Consider the following 25,304-nt stretch of genomic DNA (forward strand, 5'->3'; position numbering starts at 1 on the left):
ATTCTGGATGCAAACGCTGGCTGCACACCTTTCAAGTAATTTTACAACGTGCCCCTATCAGCTCGAAAGGGTAGAGTTTGAGCAGTTGCCGGGATGGCGGCAAGAGACGTTTGAGGGGGTGGGTGACGCTTGGCATAGTTCTTTAGAATATTTAAAAACAAAGGGTAGGTTTAATTTTGGCTGGTTGGGAGACAAAGCGCAATGGCAAGACTTATTAGCCTCTGACTTTACTGACTTTCAACATTTTCTCACAACTTATTTTGTTCCCCATCGTCTTCTTCCGCAAGACGATAACGAAGCGTTATTAACAGGGTATTATGAACCAATTTATGAGGGATCGCTGAGGCAAGAGGGACCGTATACGACCCCTCTCTATCGTCGTCCGGAAGAGTTGGTTGTTGTTGAGGATATGGGGGTTTTTAGTGATGATTTAAAAGGGCGTCGTATCGCAGGACGCGTTGAACAAGGAACCCTCAAACCTTATTTTACACGCGCTGAAATTCATCAAGGGGCTTTAAAGAACAGAGGCCTAGAAATCGCATGGCTTAAGGATCCAAAAGACGCCTATTTTTTAGCTGTTCAAGGATCAGGAGTTATAAAACTTCCAGACGGAGGTGAAATGCGTGTGAGTTACCATGGCACCAATGGATATCCTTATACATCTGTGGGGAAGGAGTTGGTACGACGTAGAGAAATAGCCCAAGAAGAAATTTCTATGCAAACAGTGCGCAGTTGGTTAGATGCCAATATTCAAAAGCGTGAAGAACTTTTTACTCTCAATAAATCATATGTTTTTTTTAAAAAATTAGAGGGTAGGGGACCTGTGGGGGCGCTTGGACAACCTTTAACGACTTTGAGAAGTTTAGCAGTGGATCCACGCTATATACCCTTAGGCGTTCCCTTATGGATCGAAGGAAAATCACGTAACGGTAAAACACCCGATTTAACAAGATTGATGTTAGCCCATGATACGGGAGGCGCTATCAAAGGACCATTGAGAGGGGATGTTTTTTGTGGAACAGGGGCGTCCGCTGGTGAACTTGCAGGCCCCATGCAGCTGGATAGTTGCTTTTATATCTTTCTTCCAAAAGCGAAATGACTAAAAAACATAACCCCCCCCTTACTGAAGAGGATTTAGAAATTTGGCAAGCGTACCAAAAGGGGGTCATTGCTCTTCCTAATAAAATCCAAAAAAAACCTAAATCTTCAAAATCATCTTCTAAGACGCAGAAAATGAAACCCTCGTCTATTTCTGCAAAAGCAATAGTCAAGACTCGTGATCCGATCAGGAAGAAAATCGACTTGCATGGTTATAAGGTTGAAGAGGCGCGGACTGTTCTCATGAATTTTCTAATGCGCAAACAACAGTCTCATCAGTTGCAGGTTATTGTTATCACAGGCAAAGGATTAAGAGGGAGCATCAGCGGGCTCGGAACGCTTAAAGAAAATTTTTCAAAATGGATGAAAGAAAAAGACTTTTTGGCTCTTGTTAATCATTATAGCCAAGCAAGCCCTAAAGATGGCGGGAGTGGCGCTTTTTATCTTGATCTTAAACCGCTCTTGATGAAGTGAGGATGCTTTGCAGCACCCTCTCACATCATTATTTTTCTGTATGAATCAACGTAAAGCTGAGATCAAAATCAGAAAATGCGGGATGGTCTGGGTGAAGGTACAAGGTATAAGTGCAACGCTTGTCTTTTCCTTGTGTTTCCATAGAAGCCATTTTACCATGTTGTAATACGTCGTAACGCATGAGGGATTTGTCTCCCTCGAGCGTTGCTAATGTTTTAATCGTTTTTGTTGAATCAGGAGCCACGATCCAAATTTGACCTTGGGATTCCATGCGACCTTGTGCATCGAGCGTTAAAATTTCTTTTGTGTCAACAAAAGGGCATCCTGTGCCTTCGATGGCTTGATGGGGGGTTAAAATAGCTGCCTCATTTTCCAGGTTATCAGTTGTTGTGGAGGCATTTAAGGTGGCTGTCATCATCAAAACAGCGGATAAAGAAATAAGTTTTTTCATGATACTTTCTCCCATAAGTGTATTTTCTGAAGACCTATACCATAGTCTTTTAAGAAAAAACACTCTCTTTACTCTAAGCTATCCGTTAAATAATCAATCACACTATTGAGGCGCAGACGACCTTCAAAGGTTGTACGCAGCGTGTGTTCATCAAGTTCTAAATATCCTGCTTCTCTTAATCGTTGGGTGTTAGAATGATTTTTGAGAATCGAAGAAGATCCTGGGTATTCGCGCTCCAGCACTGAAAACTCTATACCATCTTTTAGACGCATCCCCATAATAAGAGCCTCTACAACACACTCCTTTGGAGAGAGAATTTCTTCAGCGTCAGATCCATGTCCTTGTTTTTCAACAGCATTGATCCATGTTTCGGGAGCCTTTAGATTTTTTAAAGAGATTTTTTTGTGATCAAGTGTAAGCCTTCCATGAGCGCCAGGCCCAATGGCGGCAAAGTCTCCATACTTCCAATAAATCAAGTTATGGCGACATTCTTCTCCAGGGCGCGCATAGTTAGATACCTCATAGTTGTTTACCCCATGCTTTTCAGTCATTTCTTGGGTGAGGGCATAAAAATCACTTGCGAGTTCTGGTTGAGGTAAACGAAAAGCTTTTCGTTCGTGTAAAGTGTGAAAGGCTGTACCGGCTTCAATAGTAAGTTGATACAAAGACAAATGACCTTGCGCATATTCAAGCGCTTCTGTCAGTTCTCTTTGCCATTCATCGAGGCTTTGTTCTGGACGGGCATAAATAAGATCAAAAGAGAATCTTGGAAAGATTTTCTGCGCAGTATGAATAGCCTTGAGAGCCTCCTCAAGACTATGAGAACGTCCCAAAAATTTTAAGTCTTTTTGTCTTAAGGACTGAATGCCCAAAGAAAGACGATTGATACCGGCTGCTTTAAAATTCTGAAATTTATCCGCTTCAACAGAATTGGGATTGGCTTCGAGGGTGACCTCAAGCTTAGGATCTATTTGCCAATAATGCCCAAGACGGTCTAAAAGCGCACCGACAGTTTTAGGACTCATTAAGGAAGGCGTGCCACCGCCGAAAAAAACCGTTGATAAAGTGCGTCCTGGAATGCGTTGTGCCGTATAATCAAGCTCTTTTAGTAAAGCGTCACGCCATTTTTCTTCATCAATGGAGTCACGGACATGACTATTAAAGTCGCAATAGGGGCATTTCGAAAGGCAAAATGGCCAATGGATGTAAAGACCAAAAAGGTTTTGGTTCATGGCTCTAGACAGTATTGAATCAGTTTTCTGACGGCTTGAGCGCGATGGCTAATTTTTTGCTTTTCTTCTAACTTCATTTCAGCAAAGGTTTTTGTGGATCCTTCTGGAATGAAAATAGAGTCATAATTTTTTTGTCCTTGATATCCGCGGGGTGGAAAAACAAGGGTCCCTTCAACGCGACCAGAGAATGATTCCCCATGGCCTTCTGGCCATAAAAGAACCAAACAACATTCAAAATAGGCGCGATAATCTTTGGAAGAAGAAAGCTCTTGTTCAAGAACTTCGAATACACGGGGATATCCGCCAACTTCTTCAGCAAAACGTGCTGAGAAAATACCAGGTCGACCATTTAACGCTGGAATCACTAAACCAGAATCATCAGATAAAACTGGGGAATCACCGCTAAGATAGGCCTGCGCTTTAATGAGAGCATTTTCGCAAAAAGTACGCCCATTTTCTTCATGGTCCTTTGGTTTTAGATTATCGGAAAAAATAATGTCTAAACCGTAGGGTTCTAGCAGATTTAATATTTCTCGCTTTTTAACAATGTTGCTTGTTGCAAGAATGATTTTGGAGCCATGGGCAAGCTTACGCGGCACTTGAACTTTCCTCAGCTTCTTTAAGAACTTGTCGTTGCAATTCAATCAAAGTTTTAATGCCATCTTCGGCCAGTTTTAATAATGCCTCGAATTCCCAGCGCTCAAAAGGAGTTTGCTCGGCGGTCGCTTGAATTTCAACAATTTTTCCTGAACCAGTAATAACAAAGTTTGCATCGGCGATGGCGTTGCTATCCTCCATATAATCGAGATCTAAAACAGCTTCACCATTAATGATGCCACACGATATAGCTGCTAGAAAATCAGTAAGGGGATTTTTAGAAATAATACCGTCTCTTTTTAGTTTTTGAAAGGCCATATGAAGTGCTAAATAGCCGCCAGTAATAGCCGCCGTCCTAGTACCACCATCCGCTTGTATGACATCGCAATCGACCTTTATTTGACGTTCACCCATGGCGCTAAAATCTGTCACTGATCGTAGAGCACGTCCAATGAGTCTTTGAATTTCTTGCGTGCGACCAGTTTGTTTTCCTTGTGCTGCTTCACGGGACATACGTGTATGGGTTGAACGCGGTAACATACCATATTCTGCTGTTACCCAGCCAGCACCTGAATCTTTAATAAAAGGGGGTACTTTTTCTTCCACAGTGGCTGTACACAGTACTTTCGTTTCACCAAAATGGATCAAACATGAGCCTTCAGCATGCTTTGCATAGCCGAGTTCAATCTTAATATCTCTTAACTGATCTGCCTGACGTTGGGATGGACGCATGAAGGCTCCTTTTCTTTAACATTGACGTCTTTTCTTTGACTTACTACATTTCTAGAAGAAAAGGGAAGAAATTTTGATGATTTATGAACTAAACGAGAGATCAAAAGAGATTTTTCGAAGCTTAGTGGACGCCTATTGTGAAACTGGTGAGCCTGTGGGTTCTCACACTCTTTGTGAACGCATGAAAGCTGATATATCTTCAGCAACGATTCGTAATGTAATGGCCCAGTTAGAAAGATTGGGATTACTTTATTCTCCTCACACCTCAGCCGGTCGTGTACCAACGGAAGCGGGGCTTAGCTTTTTTATTAATAGCCTTATTGAAATTGGAGCCCTGTCCGAAGAAGAGAAATTAAATTTTGAAAAGCACTACACACCTGATCATCCAGATATTGAAGAACTTTTGGGAAATGCTGTCTCAACTCTTTCAGGACTTTCACGGTGTGTGAGTCTTGTTTTTGCTCCAAAACAAGAAAGTCCTCTCAAGCATATTGAATTTGTGGCTTTAAATAATAATCAAGCGCTTGTTATATTGGTGAACCAAGATGGTTCTGTTGAAAATAGAATTGTTACTCTTCCTCAAGGGTTTTTAATCTCAACATTGCAAGAAGCGAGTAATTTTCTAAACGCGCGTTTAATAGGAAAAAACCTCAATGAATCGCGCAAAGCCTTGTTAAAAGAATTGAAGGAACAACAGAATTCCCTCGATGATTTGGTAAAAATGGTTGTGGAGGCAGGATTAGGCACTTGGTCTGGAGAACCTAAAACAGGAAGATTGATTGTGACTGGTCAATCTCACTTGTTAGAAGATGTCACCCATTTAGAGGATTTAGAAAGACTTCGTCTGTTGTTCTCTGAGCTAGAGACAAAGGAGAATGTCATCCGATTGTTAGATGCCGCTATTGCGGGTGAAGGTGTGCAAATTTTTATAGGTTCTAATAATCCTATAGCGGGTTTGTCGGGAACATCCTTGATCGTTTCCCCCTATCGCAATAATAATAAAACGATTATAGGAGCTTTAGGTATTATTGGTCCGCGACATTTAAATTATGGGCGCATCATTCCCCTTGTGGACTATACTGCAAAAATGATCAGTCGTATGATTGATTTCTGAAAGGAGTCATGATGGAAAACAAAGAATTTCAAGATACTCAAGAAAACAATGAAAACGCAACCGACACTGTCGAGGGGTCACTTGCGTCTGAGAAGGAAGAGTCTGTAGAAGAAAAGGTTCAGCAGCTGGAAAATAAGCTTGGTGAAATGAAGGATAATTTATTGCGTGCTCTTGCAGACGCAGAGAATACGCGAAAACGTGCACACAAGGAAAAAGAAGAAAGTGTACGTTTTGGAATCACATCCTTTGCCCGTGATTTACTTCATATCGCTGATAATCTTTCGCGTGCCTTGAAAACGGTGGATTCAAAAACTTTTGAAGATAAGGAAGTTCAGGGTTTTGTTGACGGTGTCAAAATGACAGAAAAGGAACTCCTAAAAACCTTTGAGCGTCATCACATTGTAAGAATAGCTCCAAAAGCGGGCGATCCATTTGATCATCATCAACATCAAGCTATGTTCGAGGTCGAAAACAATACGCATCCTGCAGGAAGCATCGTTGAAGTGATGCAAGATGGATTTATACTTCATGATCGCCTTTTGCGACCTGCTTTGGTGGGAATCGCTAAAGGAGGAGCGGCGTCTCCCTCAACAAACATTGAAGTCTAGAATTTGGTGTTTGAAGGGGAAAGAACCTTTAAAACGCCATGGGAAAACTGAAGCACCGCATAGCGGCGTTCAGAGGTTCCATCGGATTTTAAACGGAATAGCCCTTCAATGCCTTCAAAACCGCTTGGCTGTAAGAGAGTGTCCACTTTAAAAGGGTGAATCTCATTTTGCCGTCCCAAAGCGGTTAACAGTGAGAGCGCATCATAGGCAAGAGATGAAATGCGTTCGGGAGCTTGATGATACGTATTCTCAAAATTACTCATAAAGGGAGCACGTAAGCTTGGATCTGGTGCCACAAACATAGCCCCTTGTAGTTCATCGGAGCTTGGTTTTGGGAGGTGATCCCATTGGGAGAGACCGAGAATGCGGAGATTATCAAGGGTGGAATCATCCATATCTAAATCGCTGAGAATTTTATTCGCTGTCTTTTCTCCGTCGATTAATAAAAGAGCTTGGGTTTCAGGAAGTTTCAATTTTTCACGGTAGCTTGCAAAGTTTTGTTGTCCTGTTTCATAACGTTCTAAGGCGATGATCTGAAACCCTAATTCCTCTTGAAGAGAAAGAAGATTTTGCGACACGAGATCTCCGTAGGCGTTTCGAGGCAACAATGCGGAAATTTTCTTTACCCCTAGGGAATCAACATAGGCCAATAAACGATGCAATTGTTCTTTTGGGGAAAAACCTAGAATAAAAATATTATCACGCGCTACTTTAGGATCATTTGAAAAAGACAAAACAGAAACATTTTGTCCAGACACAACAGGAGTAAGCGCACTCACTTCATCGGCAAAGATAGGACCTACAATCACTTCACATCCTGACTGTACCAGAGCTTGTGCTGATTCTTTGGCAACTTCAGGACTACTTTTTGTATCTTTTACGATTAACTCTAAAATGTTTTCTCCACTTTCGAAAAAGCTAAGTTCGATCGCTTTCCATAAGGATTGTCCGATATGGCTCCGTACGCCAGTTAAAGGTAATAAAATTCCTACTTTGTGTTTTTTGACAGGAAGATGCGTCGCTTTTTTTTCAGCGCTTTGGTCATCAGGCAGCGTAGGCGTTATAAGTTCTTCCCCTTCAATGGTACTGGTGAGAATAGGGGGGGGTTGTGTTTCGTCAATGGACTCTTGTACACTACTGCTGCATCCAGAAAGGATCATTAACACCAGACACAACAGAAAAGGTTTTCTTTTCATCGAGAGTAACATTGAAGCCCCATCCTAAAAATTCATTCGTCAAAACTTTAGATGAGCCTAGCGATCTCAAAGGATTTTGTAAATATCCTCCAGGGCTTTATCTGGTTGCAACCCCCATTGGCAATTTAGAGGATATTACACTGAGAGCGCTTACAACGTTAAAGTCGGCAGATTTTATCGTCTGTGAAGATACGCGCGTGAGCCAAAAACTTTTAACACATTATGGTATTAAGGCGAAACTCCAAGCTTACCATGATCACAATGCAGAGAAAGTACGTCCAAAAATCATCGAAGGGTTAAAAGACAACAAGACCATCGCTCTGATCTCCGATGCAGGGATGCCCTTAATTTCTGATCCAGGATATAAACTGGTGCGCGCTGTTGTTGAAGAAGGGCTCTACGTCACTGTCGTTCCTGGTCCCTCCTCTGTTTTAGCGGCACTTTGCTTATCAGGACTTAATCCTCTGCCCTTTACTTTTTGCGGGTTTATCCCTGCAAAAGAACAGCAAAGAAAAAGCTTTTTAGAATCTTTTAAAGACCTGACCCATACATTAATTTTTTTTGATACACCTCAACGACTTGTTGATACTTTGGATGCGATCCAAGAAGTTATGGGAGAGCGTCGTGTGGCTGTTGCACGAGAGCTGACAAAAAAATTTGAGGAAGTATTGAGAGGTTCTGTCTCGTTTCTTCAAGAGGCTCTTCAAAATCAAGCGCCTCTTAAGGGAGAGATCGTTCTTTTGGTGGAGGGTCAATCTATCAATCCACTTAGTGAGCAAGATTTGGAGGATTTGCTGAAAGAACTTTTAGCCCAAGGAAAATCTGGGAAAGAAGCTGTGAGTGAAGTTCAAGCGAAAACACAACAGCCGCGACAGAAAATATATAAAATTATGTTGAGATTAAAGGACACGCTCCGATGATTATGCCGTCAAATTATCAAAGAGGTTTATTGGCGGAATATGTCTCTCAATTCTGGATGAGATGTAAAGGGTATAGATCTTTATTCCGCCGCTTTAAAACGAAAGTGGGAGAGATTGACCTAATCATGGTGAAAGGAAAGTGCTTAGTTTTTATTGAAGTAAAATCAAGAAATTCCTATGAGCGAGCCGCTGAAGCGCTGACCTCTAAACAAAAAAACAGATTAATTCGAGCGGGGCAATTTTTCATAGCCCGATTTCCAAAGTTTCAAGAATATGCTATACGCTTCGATATTATATTGGTAACACCTTGGCGATTACAGCATATTGAAAATGCTTGGTTCAATGATGAATAGGAGAATTTCATGAAAACTATTTTAAAGTCCTTAGCCCTTTTATCCTCAACTGCCCTCGGATCTCTCGTTCTTTCTGGCTGTGAGCCTGTTTTGTTTGTGGGGACTGGTGCAGCAGTGACAACTTCTGTCGCTGAGGAGCGTGGAATTGGCGGAGTTTTCAGTGATTCTAGCATCAAGACGCGTATTAATATGTTGTATATGGAACATAGTGCTGCATTGCTCAAACACGTTGATATCGTTGTACGTCAAGGACGCGTTCTGTTGACAGGTGTCGTTCCGACCCCTCAAGTACAAATTGATGCAGTGCGTCTTGCTTGGAAGGTTGATGGGGTTCAAGAAGTTATTGATGAAACAACGGTCGGTGAAGGAGGGGGATTCGGAGGATATTCAAGTGATTCCTGGATTACAACTCAATTAAAATCAAAGCTCCTCTTTGACGGCGATATAAGCTCAATTAACTACAACATCCAAACGATCAAAGGGACGGTATACTTGATGGGTGTTGCCCAAGATCAAAAAGAATTAGATAAGGTTATTGATATTGCAAGACGAACAAGTCGGGTGAAAAACGTGGTGAGCTATGTGCGTATTAAGCCACAATATCTGACAGCTCCTTATTCTTCTTCCCAACCCACGCAAGGGGATATGATGTCCCAGGGTGGTCAATCGCAACAACCCTCAACAATGAGGCAACCATCGACCCCATCTCCCATGACAAATGCTCCTTCAGCGCCTATGGGATCCTCTGGAGGAATTGAAATGCAAAGTCTCGATGCACCGAATACAGGTTCTTCATTTCAATAGGAAAGAATCTTAAACGCGGAGAGCCATATCGAATAACAGAATCTCAGAGTCTTTATGAGACTGAAGATCGATCGTCATTGGACCATAAAATGAGACACCGTCGCCCGATGAAAGTGTCTCAGTCTCGAGACTGAGATCCCCTCTAATGACCTGGATCCATCCCGCTCTGTTTTCTTGCAGCGTATAAGAAATCTTTTCTTCAGGGGATAGAGTGGCTTTATATAAAGCCAAATCCTGATGAATCGAGAGAGAGTTTTCAGTTTTTTCCGGACTGATGAGCGGTACCCATCCAGAGCCTGACGTCAAAACTGGAACGGACATTTGTTCATAATTTGGTTCAAGCCCGCGCTCGTTTGGCAAAACCCATATTTGTAAGAGATGGACAGGATCTTTATCCGAGGCGTTAAATTCACTGTGACGAATGCCATGACCGGCTGTCATTCTTTGAATTTCATTCGCAGAGATTTTTACACTATTGCCAAGCGTATCTTTGTGTTGAAGTACGCCTGAAATCATATAGGTAATAATCTCCATATTTTCATGATAATGCAAAGGAAAGCCTTCGCTGGGAGCTACAAAATCTTCATTAATCACTCTTAGCACTTCAAAGCCGCGATGAAGAGGATCGATATAATCTCCAAATGAAAAAGTATGATGGCTTGTTAGCCAAGATGTTTTTGTGAGGCCGCGTTCATCGGCTCGACGAATAATCATCATTTTTGATGCCTTGGTTCGATATGAATATGGATGCCTGGTTCAATAATGATAGGGACATAACGTACGGGGTTACTTTTATTATAGTCGTCCTGTTTGGCCATGGCATCTTTTATTGGGTATACTTCTCCCCCGGGCTTAAGAGAGGCATTGCCGTGAATTTCCATCGCCAAAGGTTTACAAACCAACTCATTCCCTTCCTGACTTACTAAGACAAAAGTCGCGAGCGTCACCTTTCCCCATTTGAACATAGAATAGGTTTTAAAGGAAACAGTACAAGGTTTTATATTGCTTGGAGTGGCTGTCTTGATCAATGCGTCGACCTCGATTTCCTTAAAACGACGACGTGTATCCAGAACATAAGTATTCATGGTTTCGTCAAATTCTTCATAGAGATTTTCAATAGTGTGACTTGTTAGAATACCAACATGATCAGGACGCACTTTTGTGCCTTCATGGGTTTCCACAACTTGCTTTGTGTCATTCCTTAAATAAGTGTAGGCGCGTTCAAAGCTGCCATCGCTTGCCCACACAGAACAATTGAAAAGCAGGCAAGAGAAAAGAGAGACTATTCTAAAAGAACGCACGATTGTTATTCCTTTTTCTAAGCAAACGTCCTAAGTCATGAGGTAGAGAAACCTTACCTCTAAACGTTTCTATTATTATTCTTGACACACTGTCTAAATCACACCTATCAATAGAATAATATAACAGGGTAAATAAATGGTTTCTCACGTTTCGACGATCGCCTTTCAAGGGTTGAATGCCATTGATGTTGATGTTCAATCAATGATCACCAATGGTTTGCCAGCTTTTTCAATTGTAGGTCTTCCCGATAAAGCGGTGGCCGAATCCAAGGAACGCGTCCGTTCATCACTCTATTCGATGGGGCTGTCGTTACCTCCAAAGCGTATTACCATTAATTTATCGCCAGCAGATTTGCAAAAAGAAGGCAGTCATTATGATCTTCCTATTGCGCTCGGGTTGCTTGTCGGACTTAAAGTCCTGAGTCAGGAAGAAGTTTCTGAGTTTATAGCCTTCGGTGAATTAGGACTAGACGGCCGGATAACAGCTGTTTCTGGGGCTCTTATTGCCGCTGTTCATGCGAATAGTTTGAATCGGGGAATTATTTGTTCTGAGGCCTCTGGCCCAGAAGCGGCCTGGGCAGGGGACATGTCGATCATAGCCGCCAGAACTTTACTCGACCTTGTGAATCATTTTAAAGGAACACAAGTTCTCGCGTCACCGCAACCGAAACTCACGGACTATCAAGAAACGGAAAAAATTTTGAGCGATATCAGAGGACAATCTTTAGCAAAAAGAGCCTTAGAGATTGCTGCAGCGGGAAGTCATCACTTGCTGATGATTGGACCTCCAGGGGCGGGAAAAACAATGCTGGCGCAAAGGTTGCCTTCTTTACTTCCACCTCTAGAAGCTGAAGAAGCCCTTGAAGTTTCGATGGTGCATAGTCTTTGTGGCCAACTCACCCAAGGATCTATTGTTCATAGACGACCTTTTCGGGCACCTCATCATTCCGCCTCTCATGTTTCTCTTGTGGGAGGAGGGCATCGAGCAATACCCGGAGAAATTACGCTCGCCCATCACGGGGTTCTTTTTCTGGATGAAATGCCTGAGTTTTCAAGAAACTCTTTAGAATCTCTCCGTCAACCTTTAGAAGATAAAATAATCACCGTTGCACGGGCAAATCATCACGTAACGTATCCTGCCAAATTTCAATTAGTGGCGGCCATGAATCCCTGTCGCTGTGGTTTTGCCTACGATGCCAGTCGAGCGTGCCGTCGCATACCGCAGTGTATCAATGATTATCTTTTAAAGATTTCAGGGCCATTTATGGATCGAATTGATTTGTGCGTCAGCGTTCCAGAAGTAAAGTTTCAAGATCTACAAGCCGCCCCTTCTTCCCCTTCTGATCTTCTTGAAATAAAAGCACGCATTCTGCAAGCACGGCTCCTGCAAAAAAATCGCTATCAACACTTTCCAAAAATGTCTCAAACCAATGCCGATGTCCCACTGAAATTTCTGGAAGAAATAACACCTCTTTCCACAGAGGGTACAGCTCTATTGCAAAAGGCAAGCCACGAACTTAAATTGTCTGCACGATCTTATCATCGTCTTTTGAGAGTTGCGCGTACCATTGCTGATCTTAACGCTGACTCTACCCTTGGGTATGAGCATTTAGCGGAAGCGATCTTTTTAAAAACCCAAGGTTATTTTTCTTCCCAATCATTTTAATCATGCTAGTATTTTTCAAGGGAGAAAAAGCATGAAAAGACTCGGGGTTTATTTAGATGAGCGTTTAGCTGCCTATGGATTTGGCGATGATCATCCATTTAATAATCATCGCTTTGATGCTTTCAAACAGGCTTTTTTAAAGAAAAAATTGGAAAGCAAAGTTCATCTTTTAAAAGGGAAAAGCTGTTTGCGAGAAGAACTTGAATCATTTCACTCTTCTGATTTTATCGATTTTGTTATCAAAAAATCTCAAACAGGAGAAGGATACTTAGATTACGGAGACACCCCTGCTTTTAAGGGAGTATATGAAGCTTCCTGTTTAGTTGTTGGATCTGCGCTTGATGCAGTAGACAAAATTATGAACGGAGAAATAGATCAAGCGTTCATCCCTATCGCTGGTCTTCATCATGGATATCCAAATTCAGTTGCAGGATTTTGTGTATTCAATGATTGTGGCGTTGCGATTAAAGTTCTCGAAAACAAGTATAATCTTAAAAAAATAGCCTATGTTGATATCGATGTTCATCATGGAGATGGTGTTTATTACGCTTTTGAAGAAGATCCTTGTTTGATCTATGGGGATATCCATCAATCCCCCCTTTATCCGGGAAGTGGTGAGTATTACGAACGGGGAAAAGGACCTGGTCATGGTCTGAAACTTAATATCTCTTTGTTCCCAGGGTCTGGAGATGACGCATTTATGCAAGCCTTTCAAACAATCTTTGACTTCGTCAGTAAACACGAACCAGAGTTCGTTATTTTACAATGTGGGGCTGATAGCTTGAAAGATGATCCTTTAGCTTCTCTTGCCTACTCTCCCAAAGCGCATTTTCATGCGGCAAAATCTTTAACGACATTGGTTCACGACCTTGGACACAAGAGACTTTTAGCCCTGGGAGGGGGAGGGTATAATCTTGAGAATATCGGCAAAGCTTGGACTGCCGTCATCGAAGGAATTCTGCAATCAAGCGCAGACCATAGGGCCTAGATGTTTTCCCCCAAGAATATGTAAATGAAAATGATCTACCTCTTGACCGGAGTGAATCCCCGTATTCGCCATAATGCGGTACCCACCTTGGATATTGAGAATTCTCAAAACATGATCCATACCATTAAAAAACCCCTTCATTTCTTCAGGAGAAGCGTCCCGAGCAAAGTCTTGAAACGTTTTAACTTTTATCTTAGGAATAATAAGAACGTGTATAGGGGCTTTCGGATTAATATCATGAAAGGCCAAAGAAAACGCATCCTCGTAAACTTTTTTTGAAGGAATTTCCCCGCGAATAATTTTAGCAAAAACGTTGTTTTCATCATACAGCGTCATTATTTAATCTTCCTCTTTTCAATCCTTTTTAAAATACGGACTGACAGTTTAAAAAAACATGGTTATTGTCTTAATGTATAGTATTCTCCGTCAAGAAAGGAGTCCATATGGATAAAGACAAACAAAATCTTCACGGGACAACGATTTTATCTGTGCGTAAAAATGGTCAGGTCATTGTTGCAGGCGATGGGCAAGTGACCCTCGGTTCCATTACATTGAAGTCCAATGCACGTAAAGTTCGTCAGTTAATACCAGGTAAAGTTATTGCTGGTTTTGCGGGGGCAACGGCGGATGCCATGACGCTTTTTGAGAGATTAGAAACAAAATTAGAACAGTACCCCGACCAACTAACGCGCGCCTGTGTTGAGCTTGCAAAAGACTGGCGTACGGATAAATATTTGCGCCGTCTCGAAGCGATGATGGCTGTTGCTGATAAGAATGTATCCTTGATTTTAACCGGAACTGGAGATGTGTTAGAACCCGAAGATGGTTTGATCGGAATTGGTTCAGGCGGATCCTATGCTTTAGCTGCAGCCCGTGCCTTGATCGATGTAAAAGATCTGAATGCCGAAGAGGTCGCCCGCCGTTCCATGAAAATTGCTGGAGACCTTTGTATTTATACTAACCATAACGTTACTGTTGAGAGCCTATAAATGAGAGCGTTTACCCCCCGTGAAATTGTTTCTGAACTTGATCGTTTTATTATTGGCCAGCATGAAGCCAAACGGGCTGTCGCTATTGCCCTCAGGAATCGCTGGCGTCGCCAACAGCTTCCTCAAGAATTGCGGGAAGAAATTCTTCCTAAAAATATCCTTATGATAGGCCCGACGGGAGTAGGGAAAACTGAAATTTCAAGGCGCTTGGCAAAGCTTGCGGATGCGCCTTTCCTGAAAGTTGAGGCTACCAAGTTCACAGAAGTTGGATATGTGGGCCGAGATGTGGAACAGATTATTCGTGATTTGGTTGAAATTGGGATCTCTACGGCAAAGCAGAATCACCGCCAAGAAGTGACAGCCAAGGCCGAACTCAATGCTGAAGAGCGCATTTTGCAAGTGCTGGTTGGTGATAAAGCCAGCGAAGAGACCGTACAAAAGTTTCGTAAGATGCTGCGTGAAGGAAAACTTGACGACCGCGAAATCGAAATTCCGATCAATGAAAGCAACAGTTTACAAATGCCTACTCTTGATATTCCAGGCATGCCTGGGGCTCAAATGGGAATGCTTAATTTAGGTGATATTTTTGGCAAAACATTTGGAAGCCGCTTAAAACCTAAGAAAATGAAAATATCAGAAGCTTTTAAAATTATCGTTGATGAAGAAAGCGATAAGCTGATCGATCAAGAAAAAACGATCAAAGAAGCCATTGAAGCGGTTGAGCAAAACGGGATTGTGTTCCTTGATGAGATCGATAAAATCGCCGGAAGATCAGAAAGATCAGGGGCTGACGTGAGCCGTGAAGGCGTGCAACGGGATCTGTTGCCGTTGATCGAAGGAACCTCCGTTGCCACGAAATATGGAACCGTTAAAACCGATCATATTTTGTTTATCGCTTCCGGGGCGTTTCATTTATCAAAACCATCTGATCTTTTGCCTGAATTACAAGGAAGGCTTCCCATCCGGGTTGAACTTAAAGCGCTTTCAGAACAAGACTTTGTACGTATTTTAAAAGAGCCTGAAGCCAGTTTAATTCGTCAATATCAAGCCTTGATTGAAACCGAAGGGGTGAATTTAAAATTTAAAGAAGAAGCGATCCTTGAAATCGCTAAGACAGCAGCCATGGTCAATCAAAACGTTGAAAATATTGGGGCCCGTCGTTTACAGACCGTGATGGAAAAATTACTGGATGAAATTAGTTTTACAGCCAGCGATCGTCACGGAGAGAGCATTAATATTGATGCTAAATTTGTGAAAGAGCATGTAAGTGATTTAGCAAAGAACACAGATCTATCGAAGTTTATCCTTTAGGGATAAGAAGAACTGCTTTTTGATAAGCAGTTCTTCTATACATAGCGATCATCTACCAGCGATATTCTGTTTTCAAAGAGATCGCGTGGACTGTGCGAAAACGCTTCAACGTTCCTGCATAGGTTAAATAGAATTTCAAGTTGATCTTGGTATCCAAGGCAGATCCGTAGACAGTCAAATAGTTGGCGTGACGGCCGTACCCCCGGTTGTTTACTTCAAACCCACTCGTTGTGTTCGTTTGAAGGCTGACACGCGAATTCGTTCTGTCATCTCCAAATTCATACCCATGTTCAAGAATCCCCGTGAGTTTAAAGACATAGTCTTTTGTATCCCATCTTTTACGTAAGCCAACCCCTACATAAGGTTCTCTGGAACGGGTTACTTTGCGACCATAGACTTGATTGAATGTGCCCGCATTGTTTTCCGTATAGCCAGCTAAGGCATTATATCCCATGGTAAATCCAACGCTTGGACGGAAAGAATAATTATAGGGAAGCTTAAACAGCCAAGATCCCAAAAGATTGGCCGATAGACTTTTCGATGAAAAATCCCCATTGGCTTGATAAAATATATTGGGGGCAGGGTTACCATTGCGAAGAGCATCATGACGACCCAAGCCTCCCGTTATATTAAAATCATATCGGCCACTTTCAAGAAATTTTAAAGAATGATAGGCGCCTAAAAACAAGAACTTCGAATTGACACGATTGTCCATTCCAAAAGCTGTGGGTGTGTATTGTTGTCCCATCCCTAAACCGACAGTACCGCCAAAGGTGGCAGTATCTTTCCAAAAGCTTCTCTGATAGCCAGACATGATTCCTTCATTATAATCCTTGGAATCTCCGTTGACTTGGAGATTCGTTTTTCCTTGAATATAATAAGGTGTCACCCAAAAGCGTTGATGATTTTTCTCGATAATAAAAGGCTTTTGTTGTTGGGACATAATAGCCATGGCCTTTGAAAAAGATGTTCTTGATTTCAAAGGATTGCGTGTGGACGCAGGCCTAAACGTTAACTGCGGCATAAAATCATCCACGTCGCCAATGGCTGCTCTGTCCAAGCCATGTTGTCCGATATTGGTTGCAAGGGAGCCTACGTCGGCGGTCGGAATATTGACGGGGATGGTTGTGGACGCGTCACGGACGGTAACCGTAAGACCTGTTGTTGCGAGATTTGAAAATCCTACAATCTCAACCAAACCATTGGTTGAAGTCGGAGAAAACGTGCCTGGACTATTCGCATCTATATTTCCAATAAAAAAAGTCGTTCCTGTTCCATAAGTACCAGGTTCTGCGTTCACAATTAATCGCACATTACCAAATAAAGCGAACGCACCAGTACTCGTTCTGGGAGTGACGGAAAAAACAGAATCTGCTGCAACCCCCAACTCAAAAGTGCTTAGATCTTGAAATGTTATCAAATCGTAATTAAATTTACCAAAACCTCCTAAAGTGGCTCCCCCATTAACTGTTAAGAATCCTTGAATAAGCTCGTTGGTTTTCTTGATAGAGGCGTTTGAATTAGAGAAACTATCACCAACAATCAATCTATTGGGACTTGGTACGACGTCATTGTTTCCCGCGTCACCTGTCGTATTATTGGGAGTATTCAATGTTGTGCTAGGCCAGTTACCAGCATGGACTTCCGTATTAAAACTTATCGCCGTTAACCCTATCCCCAGAACCTTAAGGGTGATTTTTTCTTTAAAAGAAATCTGGTTTAAAAAACGTGGCGCACGAACATGCAGAAATGAAGGAAGTGTTCCCATTGTTATTGTCCCTGTTTATTTTTTTTCTTTATTTTTCAACAGAGGACCATACTTTGAATATTGGATCAATGATTTTTGTTCTTATTATTCTCTTTTTTTTCTTTGTATTACTTTTTTGCGACGCTCTACGATACCGTCAACACTTTCCAAGTCAATTTTGAGGAATCCATTTCAGGGGGGTTGATTTCCAGTGTCCTGACCTTTATATTACCAGAGTTGAATAGTATTAAGCAAAGCCATGAATTTGATAGTGCACGGTTCTCTTTTACAAGGCGCAACAGTCTCCCATCAAGGAGGGACAGTATTTGCTTGGCTTTCTTCTTCACACCTCTGGCCTGTGCGGCCACATTAATTTTGTATCTTTTTATTTGTAAGTGTTGCGTGTGGTTTTAACCAAACCATTTGAATTTTTTATGTGAGGAAGAAATGAAAAAAGTTTTTATCGTGTTGGGGGTGGTGCTGTTGGGAGCGGCTCTCTTCTATTTTAATACCCAGAAATCAAAAAATGTGGCGCAAGTAGGTCTCGTCATTCCTTTAGAAAACAGAGCCTTACGGGACATGAGCCAAGGTTTTGTTGAACAATTGAAAACCCTTGAGGGAGATAAAGTTGTTGTTTCCGTCAAAAATGCTCAAGGAGATCGCGCGATTATGCGTTCTATCATTGAGCAATTTAAGCGTCAAAATGTCAAAGCGATTGCAACTATTGGAACCGAAGCGACGCTTTTAGCGGCCTCTAAAGTCGATGAAATTCCGATTGTAGGATTGGATGTGACGAGTCACGTAACGCAAGAGCAAAAGAACATTACTGGCATTCAGGAAGGGTCGGTGATTCCGTCTTTTGAGATTATCAAAGATGTTATTAAAGACTTAAAGAAACTCACGGTCATTTACAGTAACTCGGAAAAAATAAGCCAACAAATTATGGATTTGAAAAAATTGGCTGACCAAGAGGGGGTTACCTTGCAGACCTTGATGGTGCAAAATATAAGCGAGATTTATACCATCAGTAAGCATGTGGATCCGTCGTCCCAAGCCCTCTTTATTCTGAAGGATATTGCTGTAGCCAGTGGTGCAACTACCCTTGCGAAAGCGGCTGAAGACCTTAAAATCCCCTTTATTTCTTGTGATGAAGGATCGGTAATTTCCGGAGGAGCGATGGCCTTGGGAAATCGTGAGTATGACATTGGTAAAGAAGGAGCAGATCAGGTTCAAGAATTGCTGAAAGGGAAGGCACCTCATCAAATACCGTTGAAGCCCGCCGATACTTTTGTGCTATTTTTAAATAGTACCGCAGCTCAAAAACAGGGTCTCGATGAAGACACGGTTAAATCTGTGGCTGCTTTAAAAGGATATCAGCTCGTGATGGTGACACAAGATGGGGCAAAAAAATGATTGTTGATCTCATCGATCAGGCATTTTTATTTTTACCGTTGGCTCTTGGAATCTATTTCAGTTACAGCATTCTCAAGATTCCAGATTTGACCGTTGAGGGGAGTTTTATCTTAGGAGCCTCTCTTTTTGCGGCAGTTCTTGAGAGGGGAGGTGGACCAATACTGGCCACCGTCTCTGCTTTAGCGGGGGGCGGTCTCAGCGGTTTGACGGTAAGTTTAATCCAAAGCAAAAATCGAATTTCTCCCCTTATTGCTGGGATCTTGATGGTCTTTATTTTGAATGCCTTATCCCTGATTATTATGCAAACACCGTTGATTTCTCTATCAACAAAGCTGTTTCTTTTTGAGGGAACGTTTCTGCCCTTAAGTCGTTTTACGGCTTTAGTTCTGATCACTGTGTTGGTGGGGAGCGTTCTTGCGTGGGTTCTTCATTCCAGGTTTGGACTCGTTTTAAGGGCCTATGGACAGAACCGTGTCTTGCTTGCTCTCTATGGTAAAAATCCAGAAATTTATCGACGCACAGGATTGATTATCGGCAATATGCTTGCGGCTCTTTCGGGTATCTTAACGGCCTATGCCAATGGGTATGCAGATGTGAATATGGGAATTGGCCTAGCGTTAATAGGCATTGGTACAGTAATTCTTGGTCATCAACTTCAACATCATTTTCTCAAAAAAACGTCTGAAGTTTTAGGCTTACTGTTTTGTGTGTTGGGTGTGACGCTCTATTTCCTCGTGTTTAATTTGTTTTTAATGATTGGTGTGGAGCCTCTTTATTTAAAGTTGCTGGTGGGCGTGTTTCTTATTGCCATTCTTTGGAATCGCGCTCCTGAAGCGTTGCGTGGAGGAAATCTCTGATGTCTTATTTAGAACTCCAACACGTCACCTTTAAAGATAAAAACCGGAATCGCAAGATTTTGGATAATCTTTCTCTTGTTATTGAAAAAGGCGATTTTGTCATATTGCTGGGCAGTAACGGATCGGGAAAGACGAGCTTAATACGTCTTATTCAAGGTCTTTATCGTCCCTCTCAAGGGAAGCTTTTATTTGAAAATGAAGACCTTGCGGAGCGCTCCCTCGACTCTATTGCGCGTGATATTATTACGTTAACGCAAGATATGGTCATGACAACCTTTGAAGGATTAACGGTTCTTGAAAATTGTTTAATGGCAACCTTGCGTCATCAAAGGGCGAATCTGAAAATTAGTCAAAAAACCGAAAGAGCTTTTTTTAAGGACTATTTGAAAGATTTTCATCGTTCATTGCCAGGACATTTGGATACCCCAACGGGTCATTTATCGGGAGGAGAGCGTCAATTGTTGAGCCTGGGTTTATGTTTATTGAACCCTCCTAAAATTTTACTGTTGGATGAACACACGAGTGCTCTTGATCCACGCGCGTCAGCATTAGTTCTTGAGAAAACGATGAATGTAATTCAGGGAAATAAAATTACGGCCTTGATGACCACCCATAAAATTGAGCAAGCCTTGAGTTTAGGCAATCGACTTATCGTTATGAAGGACGGAAAAATTATCGAAGATATTGGGGAAAAAGATAAGAAAAAGCTTAAAGAAAAGGATATCTGGTCCTTTTATGAGGAGACTGTTTCTTTTTCTTAAAAATGATAAACTAAGGGTATGTGGCTTGACGTTATCCAGTATTATAATTTTTACAAAAGCGACCTTGGAGAGGCCTGCCGTCGTGTTGTTATGCGTAAAATTCATGAAATTTGGCCCCATGTTAAAGGTCAAATTGTAGCAGGGGTTGGATACTCAAACCCCTATCTCTCCCTTTTTAAAGAAGACGCCCGCGCAACTTTCTCTTTTATGCCTGGCCCCATGGGCGTTATGTCTTGGCCAAAAGATGCCAAGAACCTCGCAGCTTTGATTGAAGAAAATCAATGGCCTTTAGAAGACAAGACGATTGATTTACTGCTTGTGGTTCATAGTTTTGAACATACGGCCAATGCCCATGATTTTTTAAGAGAGTCTTGGCGTGTTCTCAGTGATGGCGGTCGACTACTTATGATTGTTCCCAATAGACGCGGTCTATGGTCTCGGAACGTTTCGACGCCTTTTGGTCATGGACATCCTTATACAGGAAGACAGCTGTATGATTTGCTTGAAAATGCTTTTTTTACACCGTCAAACCCTCAATATTGCTTGCATATGCCCCCCTTCAACTCTTTTGTTAGTCTTCAATTTTATGAAGCTTTGGAAAGCCTAGGACAGAATTGGTCAAAGAAATTTGGGGGACTTGTCGTTTTGGAAGCTCAAAAACAGGTCATTTCTTTAAGAAAAAAACCAATCCCTAAATGGGGTCCCCATGTCTTTGTTCCCAAGCCATTAAGCTAAGATCGTTTTTCCCTAAAGAGTTCTCTCTGCTCATGATTTAAAAACAAAGAGCGCCGCCAAAACTTACCAACGTATGGGAGCGAACTTAAGCAAATCGACGGGACCTAAAGACAGCACACCTTCCTGTAGGCTAATCGATGCAGAATGATAAGTGCGCGTATGATCTTCAGGATCGGATTCTTTCAAAAGATTGAGAGCAATTTTGGCGATCGATTCTGTCTTGGGAGAGATAAATTTTCCTTTTACAAGCGCGGTCAGTAAATTTTCAAGTCCGCCAATTTTTGCAGAAAAAGCTATCAGAGGTTGTAAATTTGAATCAAGAGAGACAGCGCCGTTGCCTTCGAGATTCAAGCTTCCCCATTTTAGAAGAATTTTACCACAATCAAGGTTCCCCCCGTTTTTATACCAATCTTTGGCTATCAAAGCTGCTGTTGGTTCATTGAGGCTAATCATACGATTGAAACTGCCTTCTAAATACACGTGGTCAATTTTATTGGGTAAGGGAAATTGTTGGGAAACCGTCCATATCAAATCATCGATAAAAAGATTAAAAGTATAAGGATCTTCGTTTTCGCTTTGTTCAAGATTGGTGTTTAGGGCAAATCCCAACTCTCTTAACTTTACTTCTTCGTTAGACGTTTTAAGGGAGAGGTTTTGGCTAGAAAATTCGACGATATCTTTCCCCCAAAGGCTTTTTGTACCTTTTACATTGGCAGCCGTAATATTTAAATCAAGAGGAGACTGGCTAGGAAATATTTTCAATTTGTAAGTGACTTTTCCTTGGGTTTGAATGGCCAAGGTTTGCGGTCTCCAAATCTGAGTTTTTAAAATTAAATTACCTTCTACAAACGCGTCACTCTGTTCAACTTTGTTTGATTTTAGATGCGGGTTTTGAAGAACTGCCATGATTTCAAAAGGAAAGCCCGTATAATAAATCGTATCGTAGTGAATAGTGAAACCATTCTTTTGTGCGTCTTCCGTAAATCGCGTGACGATTTGATGTAATTCATTGGAAGCGCGCTTCCAAATAAAGCCGTAACCTCCCCCAAAGACACTCAAGCAAACGACAAAAATAAAGACAGTTTTTTTTGAAAATCTCAAAGAGGTGTCTCCTTTGGCTTTATGTTTTTACAGGCAGTTTCAATACTTAATTCCAAAGCTTTAAGAAATTTTGTTTTCGTGAGACCAGGATTAATAGGCGGAAGAATATCCACAATAATATGTCCTGGATTTTTTATGAAGCGGCGTCGTGGCCAGAAATATCCAGCGTTTAAAGCAATTGGAATAACGGGGGTGTTCAAACGCTCATACATGGCAACGATGCCATAACGATAGTTAGGAGGCGCATCAACAGCTCTGCGTGTGCCTTCAGGAAAAACAAAGATAGAGATTCCTTTATCGATGTTCTTTTGTCCTTCTCCAACCATGAGAGGAATTGTACTTTTTCCTTTAGAGCGATCAATTTTTATAAAACCACAGCGTATCAAGAGCCATCCAAAAAAGGGAATCCAGGTAAGTTCCTTTTTTAAAATAATTGCCGAGTAGGGGGCAATCACTTCTATCATCGTTGTATCCCAAGCAGACTGATGTTTACACGCAAAAATATAAGGACCTTTTTTTATGTGGTGACGTCCACGAATTTCATACGTAATTCCATTAATGTACTTTAAGAGAAATTGAGTGCCATGCCCCCAAAGAATAGAGCAAGTGATTGTGTATCGGCGTCCCAGAATAAAACCAGGAAGTGAAAGGCAAACAACAAAAGTTGTCCAAATATAAAACAGTATATTAAAGAGTAAGGATCTGAGAAAAAGCATCTTAGTTGATCAGGCTCCTAAAAATATTGTTCAATTCAAATCGTACAAAAGCTTCAATGTACTTATTATATTCCCCGACCATAAACGCGATGTTATCAAAGGTCCACCAATCTTTATGAGTTTTAAAACTGATTACTGCATGGGGAAGGATTTGTACTTGGGGCAGATAGGAACGAAGTTCCATATAACTGCGCCTTAAGTGGTAATCAGAAGTCACCAAACGAATGCTTTGATAATTGTGTTTTTGAACCCAATCCGCCACTTCTAAGGCATTTTCGTAGGTGTTTTTTGACTCGTATCCTAAGTCAATAGCCTCCAAAAGGCCTTGGGGCAGATTACGGGCGCTCAAGTCGTTTTTGTCTTTAACCGAAGGGTCTACGCCTGAAATAAATAACTTTCCTCCCAGATTTTTATCGAGAAGATCAACGGAGACTTCAATGCGATTTTTTCCTCCGGTTAATACAACAATGACGTCGGTTTTTGTGTGCCAATCCTGATGTTGAGGAAGCGTTTGCACAAACCACACCCCCCCTGCGATCCACAGTAAAGCCAGGAGGGTAAGAGCACTAAAAAACCACTTCATTTCTAGACTCTTTTAGCCAATGCAAACAGAACAGTCATGCGCGAAGCAATTAAAGTCATGAGCATCATGAAAAGAGGGGTCAGAAAAATAATAAACCAGATCTCAAAAAATTCAGTGTGCTGTTGAAAAAGTGACATAGAGGTGGATTCAATAAATTTACTTAAAAAAAACACGCTCATGCCGGATAAAAGGATTGCTAAGAGACTGCCTCGAAATGAGAGGTGCAAGGCATGTTTTTGAAAGTGTTGGGCAATATAACGATCGTTTGCTCCCAATAGTCTCAAAACATCAATCACGGGCTGATGTGTAATGAGTCCAGAATAAGTCGCAAAAGCGATCGTGATCATCGTTGTGGCGGCAATCACGCATGAAAAAATAAGAGCAGTTGCAAAGATTGTACGCCCGATCACGAGTAGATTTTGACGTAATTCTGCTTGATCACGGACAACGATATTCGGAAGGACATGTTTTAATTCACGCTCAAGCTGAGAGAGATCCACTGTTTTATTAGACTTCATCTTTACATCGATGAGCGTTGGTGTGTTTGCGCCAGGCTCTGACGTGGCGATAACTTGCGCTTTTTCCACATCGGGAATTTGCTGGAGAATATCTAAGACAACCTTTTGTTGTTCCGTAGAAGACGGTAATGATTCATGATTGGTTTGATGGAGAATTTCTACAATAAAGCCATTTTTTAAGCCGAGGCTCCAGTTCTCAAGAACTTTTTGAGTCACTACAGTTATGCCCAAGGCTAAAATGCCCATATAAATCATCAACGCTATAATCCATGGAAGGAAGCGTGAAGAGTTATGCTGTTTAAAAGGAATAATTTCTGGATGTTCAGCCATAGCGAATTGTCTTTTCTTCAGGTTCAGGGACGTAGGTTTTGAGAACACCCTTTTCAAGGCGTATCTCAGGATGGGGGAACAGAGTCGCAATATCGCGATTATGGGTTGCGATCACCACTGTTGTCCCCATACGGTTCAATTCTTCAAAGAGATGCATTAAACGAACAGCATTTTCATCATCAACATTACCCGTAGGCTCGTCAGCTAACAGTAATTTCGGTCGATTAATCACAGCACGCGCAATCACAACGCGTTGTTTTTGACCTCCGGAAAGAGTGGTTGGAAAATGGTTTAAATGATCGCCAATACCAATCCACTCTAAAATCTCTTTTGCCTTTTTTCGACTGTCACTCCAGTTAGAGCCATGAATGACCTTGGCAAGGGCGACATTGTCCAAGATGCTCAAGTGATCTAAAAGATAGAAATCCTGGAAGACAACCCCAATGTTTTTACGATAATCAGGCACTTCCTTATGTTTGATATTGATAAAATCTTTGCCAAAAATTTGGATGGATCCTCTATAGCCTCGATAACCCAAATACATGAGCTTCAAAAGAGAAGACTTGCCAGCGCCGCTGGGGCCGGTTAAAAAATAAAATGAGCCAGGATAAAGGCGAAACGTAATATCCTTAAACACCTCAAAGCCATTTTCATAGCGTAGGCTGACTCGTTTAAAGTGTATAATTTCTTCAGTCACAATAGACATACC

At 41.7% G+C, this 25,304-nt stretch carries 29 protein-coding genes; 15 read left to right on the forward strand and 14 right to left on the reverse strand.

All coding sequences use genetic code 11. The features are described from left to right. The first annotated feature begins 7 nt into the window (after window positions 1-7). Window positions 8-1,099 carry a murein transglycosylase A gene (mltA, locus tag GQ61_RS05665; protein ID WP_085784389.1) on the forward strand — a complete coding sequence of 364 codons (1,092 nt, stop codon included), beginning with the start codon at window positions 8-10 and terminating at the stop codon, window positions 1,097-1,099. Further along, complete coding sequence (locus GQ61_RS05670; protein ID WP_085784390.1) at window positions 1,096-1,572, forward strand: Smr/MutS family protein; 477 nt, start codon at window positions 1,096-1,098, stop codon at window positions 1,570-1,572. The genes mltA and GQ61_RS05670 overlap by 4 nt, the downstream gene beginning before the upstream one ends. 28 nt (window positions 1,573-1,600) lie before the next feature. Here GQ61_RS05670 and GQ61_RS05675 read toward each other — a convergent pair whose 3' ends face one another. From GQ61_RS05675 to rph, 4 genes are all read right to left on the reverse strand, one after another. Continuing rightward, window positions 1,601-2,023 (reverse strand): hypothetical protein, encoded by a 423-nt coding sequence (locus GQ61_RS05675; RefSeq protein ID WP_085784391.1) that lies wholly within the window; start codon window positions 2,021-2,023, stop codon window positions 1,601-1,603. Window positions 2,024-2,091: 68 nt separating this feature from the next. Continuing rightward, the gene (gene hemW / locus GQ61_RS05680; RefSeq protein ID WP_085784392.1) at window positions 2,092-3,255 is read right to left on the reverse strand and encodes a radical SAM family heme chaperone HemW; all 1,164 of its coding nucleotides are present in this window, start codon (window positions 3,253-3,255) and stop codon (window positions 2,092-2,094) included. Beyond that, window positions 3,252-3,854, reverse strand: a complete 603-nt coding sequence (gene rdgB, locus GQ61_RS05685) for an RdgB/HAM1 family non-canonical purine NTP pyrophosphatase (protein WP_198157289.1) — start codon at window positions 3,852-3,854, stop codon at window positions 3,252-3,254. The genes hemW and rdgB overlap by 4 nt, the downstream gene beginning before the upstream one ends. Then, a complete protein-coding gene (gene rph, locus GQ61_RS05690) occupies window positions 3,844-4,584 on the reverse strand; it encodes a ribonuclease PH (protein WP_085784394.1) in 741 nt (246 codons plus the stop codon). The genes rdgB and rph overlap by 11 nt, the downstream gene beginning before the upstream one ends. A gap of 76 nt (window positions 4,585-4,660) precedes the next feature. On the opposite strand from rph, the gene hrcA reads away from it, so the two are divergent. After that, window positions 4,661-5,698: a heat-inducible transcriptional repressor HrcA gene (gene hrcA, locus GQ61_RS05695; protein ID WP_085784395.1), complete on the forward strand. Its 1,038-nt coding sequence runs from the start codon at window positions 4,661-4,663 to the stop codon at window positions 5,696-5,698. An 8-nt stretch (window positions 5,699-5,706) separates the two neighbouring features. Further along, entirely contained in the window at window positions 5,707-6,306 is a 600-nt protein-coding gene (locus tag GQ61_RS05700) for a nucleotide exchange factor GrpE (protein WP_085784396.1), read from the forward strand. Here GQ61_RS05700 and GQ61_RS05705 read toward each other — a convergent pair. Next, window positions 6,303-7,514 carry a penicillin-binding protein activator gene (locus GQ61_RS05705; protein ID WP_085784397.1) on the reverse strand — a complete coding sequence of 404 codons (1,212 nt, stop codon included), beginning with the start codon at window positions 7,512-7,514 and terminating at the stop codon, window positions 6,303-6,305. The two genes, GQ61_RS05700 and GQ61_RS05705, sit on opposite strands and share 4 nt — an antisense overlap. Here GQ61_RS05705 and rsmI point away from each other — a divergent pair. From rsmI to GQ61_RS05720, 3 genes are read left to right on the forward strand one after another with little or no spacing between them, the layout of a single operon-like run. Beyond that, a complete protein-coding gene (gene rsmI / locus GQ61_RS05710; protein WP_085784398.1) occupies window positions 7,514-8,422 on the forward strand; it encodes a 16S rRNA (cytidine(1402)-2'-O)-methyltransferase in 909 nt (302 codons plus the stop codon). The genes GQ61_RS05705 and rsmI overlap by 1 nt on opposite strands. A 2-nt stretch (window positions 8,423-8,424) precedes the next feature. After that, window positions 8,425-8,775 carry a YraN family protein gene (locus tag GQ61_RS05715; protein WP_269747292.1) on the forward strand — a complete coding sequence of 117 codons (351 nt, stop codon included), beginning with the start codon at window positions 8,425-8,427 and terminating at the stop codon, window positions 8,773-8,775. A 9-nt stretch (window positions 8,776-8,784) separates the two neighbouring features. Next, on the forward strand, window positions 8,785-9,579 hold the full coding sequence (locus GQ61_RS05720; protein WP_085784400.1) for a BON domain-containing protein: 795 nt from the start codon (window positions 8,785-8,787) through the stop codon (window positions 9,577-9,579). A 9-nt stretch (window positions 9,580-9,588) separates the two neighbouring features. Here GQ61_RS05720 and GQ61_RS05725 read toward each other — a convergent pair whose 3' ends face one another. Both GQ61_RS05725 and GQ61_RS05730 read right to left on the reverse strand, forming a co-directional pair. Next, a complete protein-coding gene (locus GQ61_RS05725; protein WP_085784401.1) occupies window positions 9,589-10,296 on the reverse strand; it encodes a pirin family protein in 708 nt (235 codons plus the stop codon). Then, entirely contained in the window at window positions 10,293-10,880 is a 588-nt protein-coding gene (locus GQ61_RS05730; RefSeq protein WP_085784402.1) for a hypothetical protein, read from the reverse strand. Before GQ61_RS05730 ends, GQ61_RS05725 begins: the two co-directional genes overlap by 4 nt. A 136-nt stretch (window positions 10,881-11,016) precedes the next feature. On the opposite strand from GQ61_RS05730, the gene GQ61_RS05735 reads away from it, so the two are divergent. Together GQ61_RS05735 and GQ61_RS05740 are read left to right on the forward strand one after the other, a co-directional pair. Then, window positions 11,017-12,546 carry a YifB family Mg chelatase-like AAA ATPase gene (locus GQ61_RS05735; RefSeq protein ID WP_085784403.1) on the forward strand — a complete coding sequence of 510 codons (1,530 nt, stop codon included), beginning with the start codon at window positions 11,017-11,019 and terminating at the stop codon, window positions 12,544-12,546. A 31-nt stretch (window positions 12,547-12,577) separates the two neighbouring features. Next, window positions 12,578-13,534, forward strand: a complete 957-nt coding sequence (locus GQ61_RS05740; protein WP_085784404.1) for an arginase family protein — start codon at window positions 12,578-12,580, stop codon at window positions 13,532-13,534. Here GQ61_RS05740 and GQ61_RS05745 read toward each other — a convergent pair. Then, a complete protein-coding gene (locus tag GQ61_RS05745; RefSeq protein WP_085784405.1) occupies window positions 13,511-13,870 on the reverse strand; it encodes an HIT domain-containing protein in 360 nt (119 codons plus the stop codon). The genes GQ61_RS05740 and GQ61_RS05745 overlap by 24 nt on opposite strands. Window positions 13,871-13,977: 107 nt before the next feature. Between GQ61_RS05745 and hslV the strand changes: the two genes are divergently transcribed. Together hslV and hslU are read left to right on the forward strand one after the other, a co-directional pair. Then, entirely contained in the window at window positions 13,978-14,523 is a 546-nt protein-coding gene (gene hslV, locus GQ61_RS05750; protein WP_085784406.1) for an ATP-dependent protease subunit HslV, read from the forward strand. Beyond that, a complete protein-coding gene (gene hslU, locus GQ61_RS05755) occupies window positions 14,524-15,834 on the forward strand; it encodes an ATP-dependent protease ATPase subunit HslU (RefSeq protein WP_085784407.1) in 1,311 nt (436 codons plus the stop codon). Window positions 15,835-15,886: 52 nt separating this feature from the next. On the opposite strand, the gene GQ61_RS05760 is transcribed toward hslU, so the two are convergent. Beyond that, a complete protein-coding gene (locus tag GQ61_RS05760) occupies window positions 15,887-17,602 on the reverse strand; it encodes an autotransporter outer membrane beta-barrel domain-containing protein (protein WP_085784408.1) in 1,716 nt (571 codons plus the stop codon). Window positions 17,603-18,028: 426 nt separating this feature from the next. Between GQ61_RS05760 and GQ61_RS05765 the strand changes: the two genes are divergently transcribed. The 4 genes from GQ61_RS05765 to GQ61_RS05780 are packed head-to-tail and all read left to right on the forward strand — an operon-like array spanning window position 18,029 to window position 21,347. Beyond that, a complete protein-coding gene (locus GQ61_RS05765) occupies window positions 18,029-18,994 on the forward strand; it encodes an ABC transporter substrate-binding protein (protein WP_085784409.1) in 966 nt (321 codons plus the stop codon). Next, entirely contained in the window at window positions 18,991-19,851 is an 861-nt protein-coding gene (locus GQ61_RS05770) for an ABC transporter permease (protein WP_085784410.1), read from the forward strand. Before GQ61_RS05765 ends, GQ61_RS05770 begins: the two co-directional genes overlap by 4 nt. Then, the gene (locus GQ61_RS05775; protein WP_085784411.1) at window positions 19,851-20,612 is read left to right on the forward strand and encodes an ATP-binding cassette domain-containing protein; all 762 of its coding nucleotides are present in this window, start codon (window positions 19,851-19,853) and stop codon (window positions 20,610-20,612) included. The genes GQ61_RS05770 and GQ61_RS05775 overlap by 1 nt, the downstream gene beginning before the upstream one ends. Window positions 20,613-20,630: 18 nt before the next feature. Further along, a complete protein-coding gene (locus GQ61_RS05780) occupies window positions 20,631-21,347 on the forward strand; it encodes a class I SAM-dependent methyltransferase (protein WP_085784412.1) in 717 nt (238 codons plus the stop codon). A 63-nt stretch (window positions 21,348-21,410) separates the two neighbouring features. On the opposite strand, the gene GQ61_RS05785 is transcribed toward GQ61_RS05780, so the two are convergent. From GQ61_RS05785 to GQ61_RS05805, 5 genes are read right to left on the reverse strand one after another with little or no spacing between them, the layout of a single operon-like run. After that, window positions 21,411-22,448, reverse strand: a complete 1,038-nt coding sequence (locus GQ61_RS05785; RefSeq protein WP_085784413.1) for a DUF2125 domain-containing protein — start codon at window positions 22,446-22,448, stop codon at window positions 21,411-21,413. Continuing rightward, on the reverse strand, window positions 22,445-23,164 hold the full coding sequence (locus GQ61_RS05790) for a lysophospholipid acyltransferase family protein (protein WP_085784414.1): 720 nt from the start codon (window positions 23,162-23,164) through the stop codon (window positions 22,445-22,447). Before GQ61_RS05790 ends, GQ61_RS05785 begins: the two co-directional genes overlap by 4 nt. 1 nt (window position 23,165) lies before the next feature. Then, a complete protein-coding gene (locus GQ61_RS05795; RefSeq protein ID WP_085784415.1) occupies window positions 23,166-23,747 on the reverse strand; it encodes a YdcF family protein in 582 nt (193 codons plus the stop codon). 2 nt (window positions 23,748-23,749) lie between these two features. Further along, window positions 23,750-24,595, reverse strand: coding sequence for a cell division protein FtsX (locus GQ61_RS05800; RefSeq protein ID WP_085784416.1), 846 nt, complete (start codon window positions 24,593-24,595; stop codon window positions 23,750-23,752). After that, window positions 24,588-25,301: a cell division ATP-binding protein FtsE gene (locus tag GQ61_RS05805; RefSeq protein ID WP_085784417.1), complete on the reverse strand. Its 714-nt coding sequence runs from the start codon at window positions 25,299-25,301 to the stop codon at window positions 24,588-24,590. Before GQ61_RS05805 ends, GQ61_RS05800 begins: the two co-directional genes overlap by 8 nt. Window positions 25,302-25,304 lie beyond the last annotated feature (3 nt).

Origin of the sequence: Candidatus Nucleicultrix amoebiphila FS5 (assembly GCF_002117145.1) — a bacterium.
GTDB lineage: Bacteria > Pseudomonadota > Alphaproteobacteria > Caedimonadales > Nucleicultricaceae > Nucleicultrix > Nucleicultrix amoebiphila.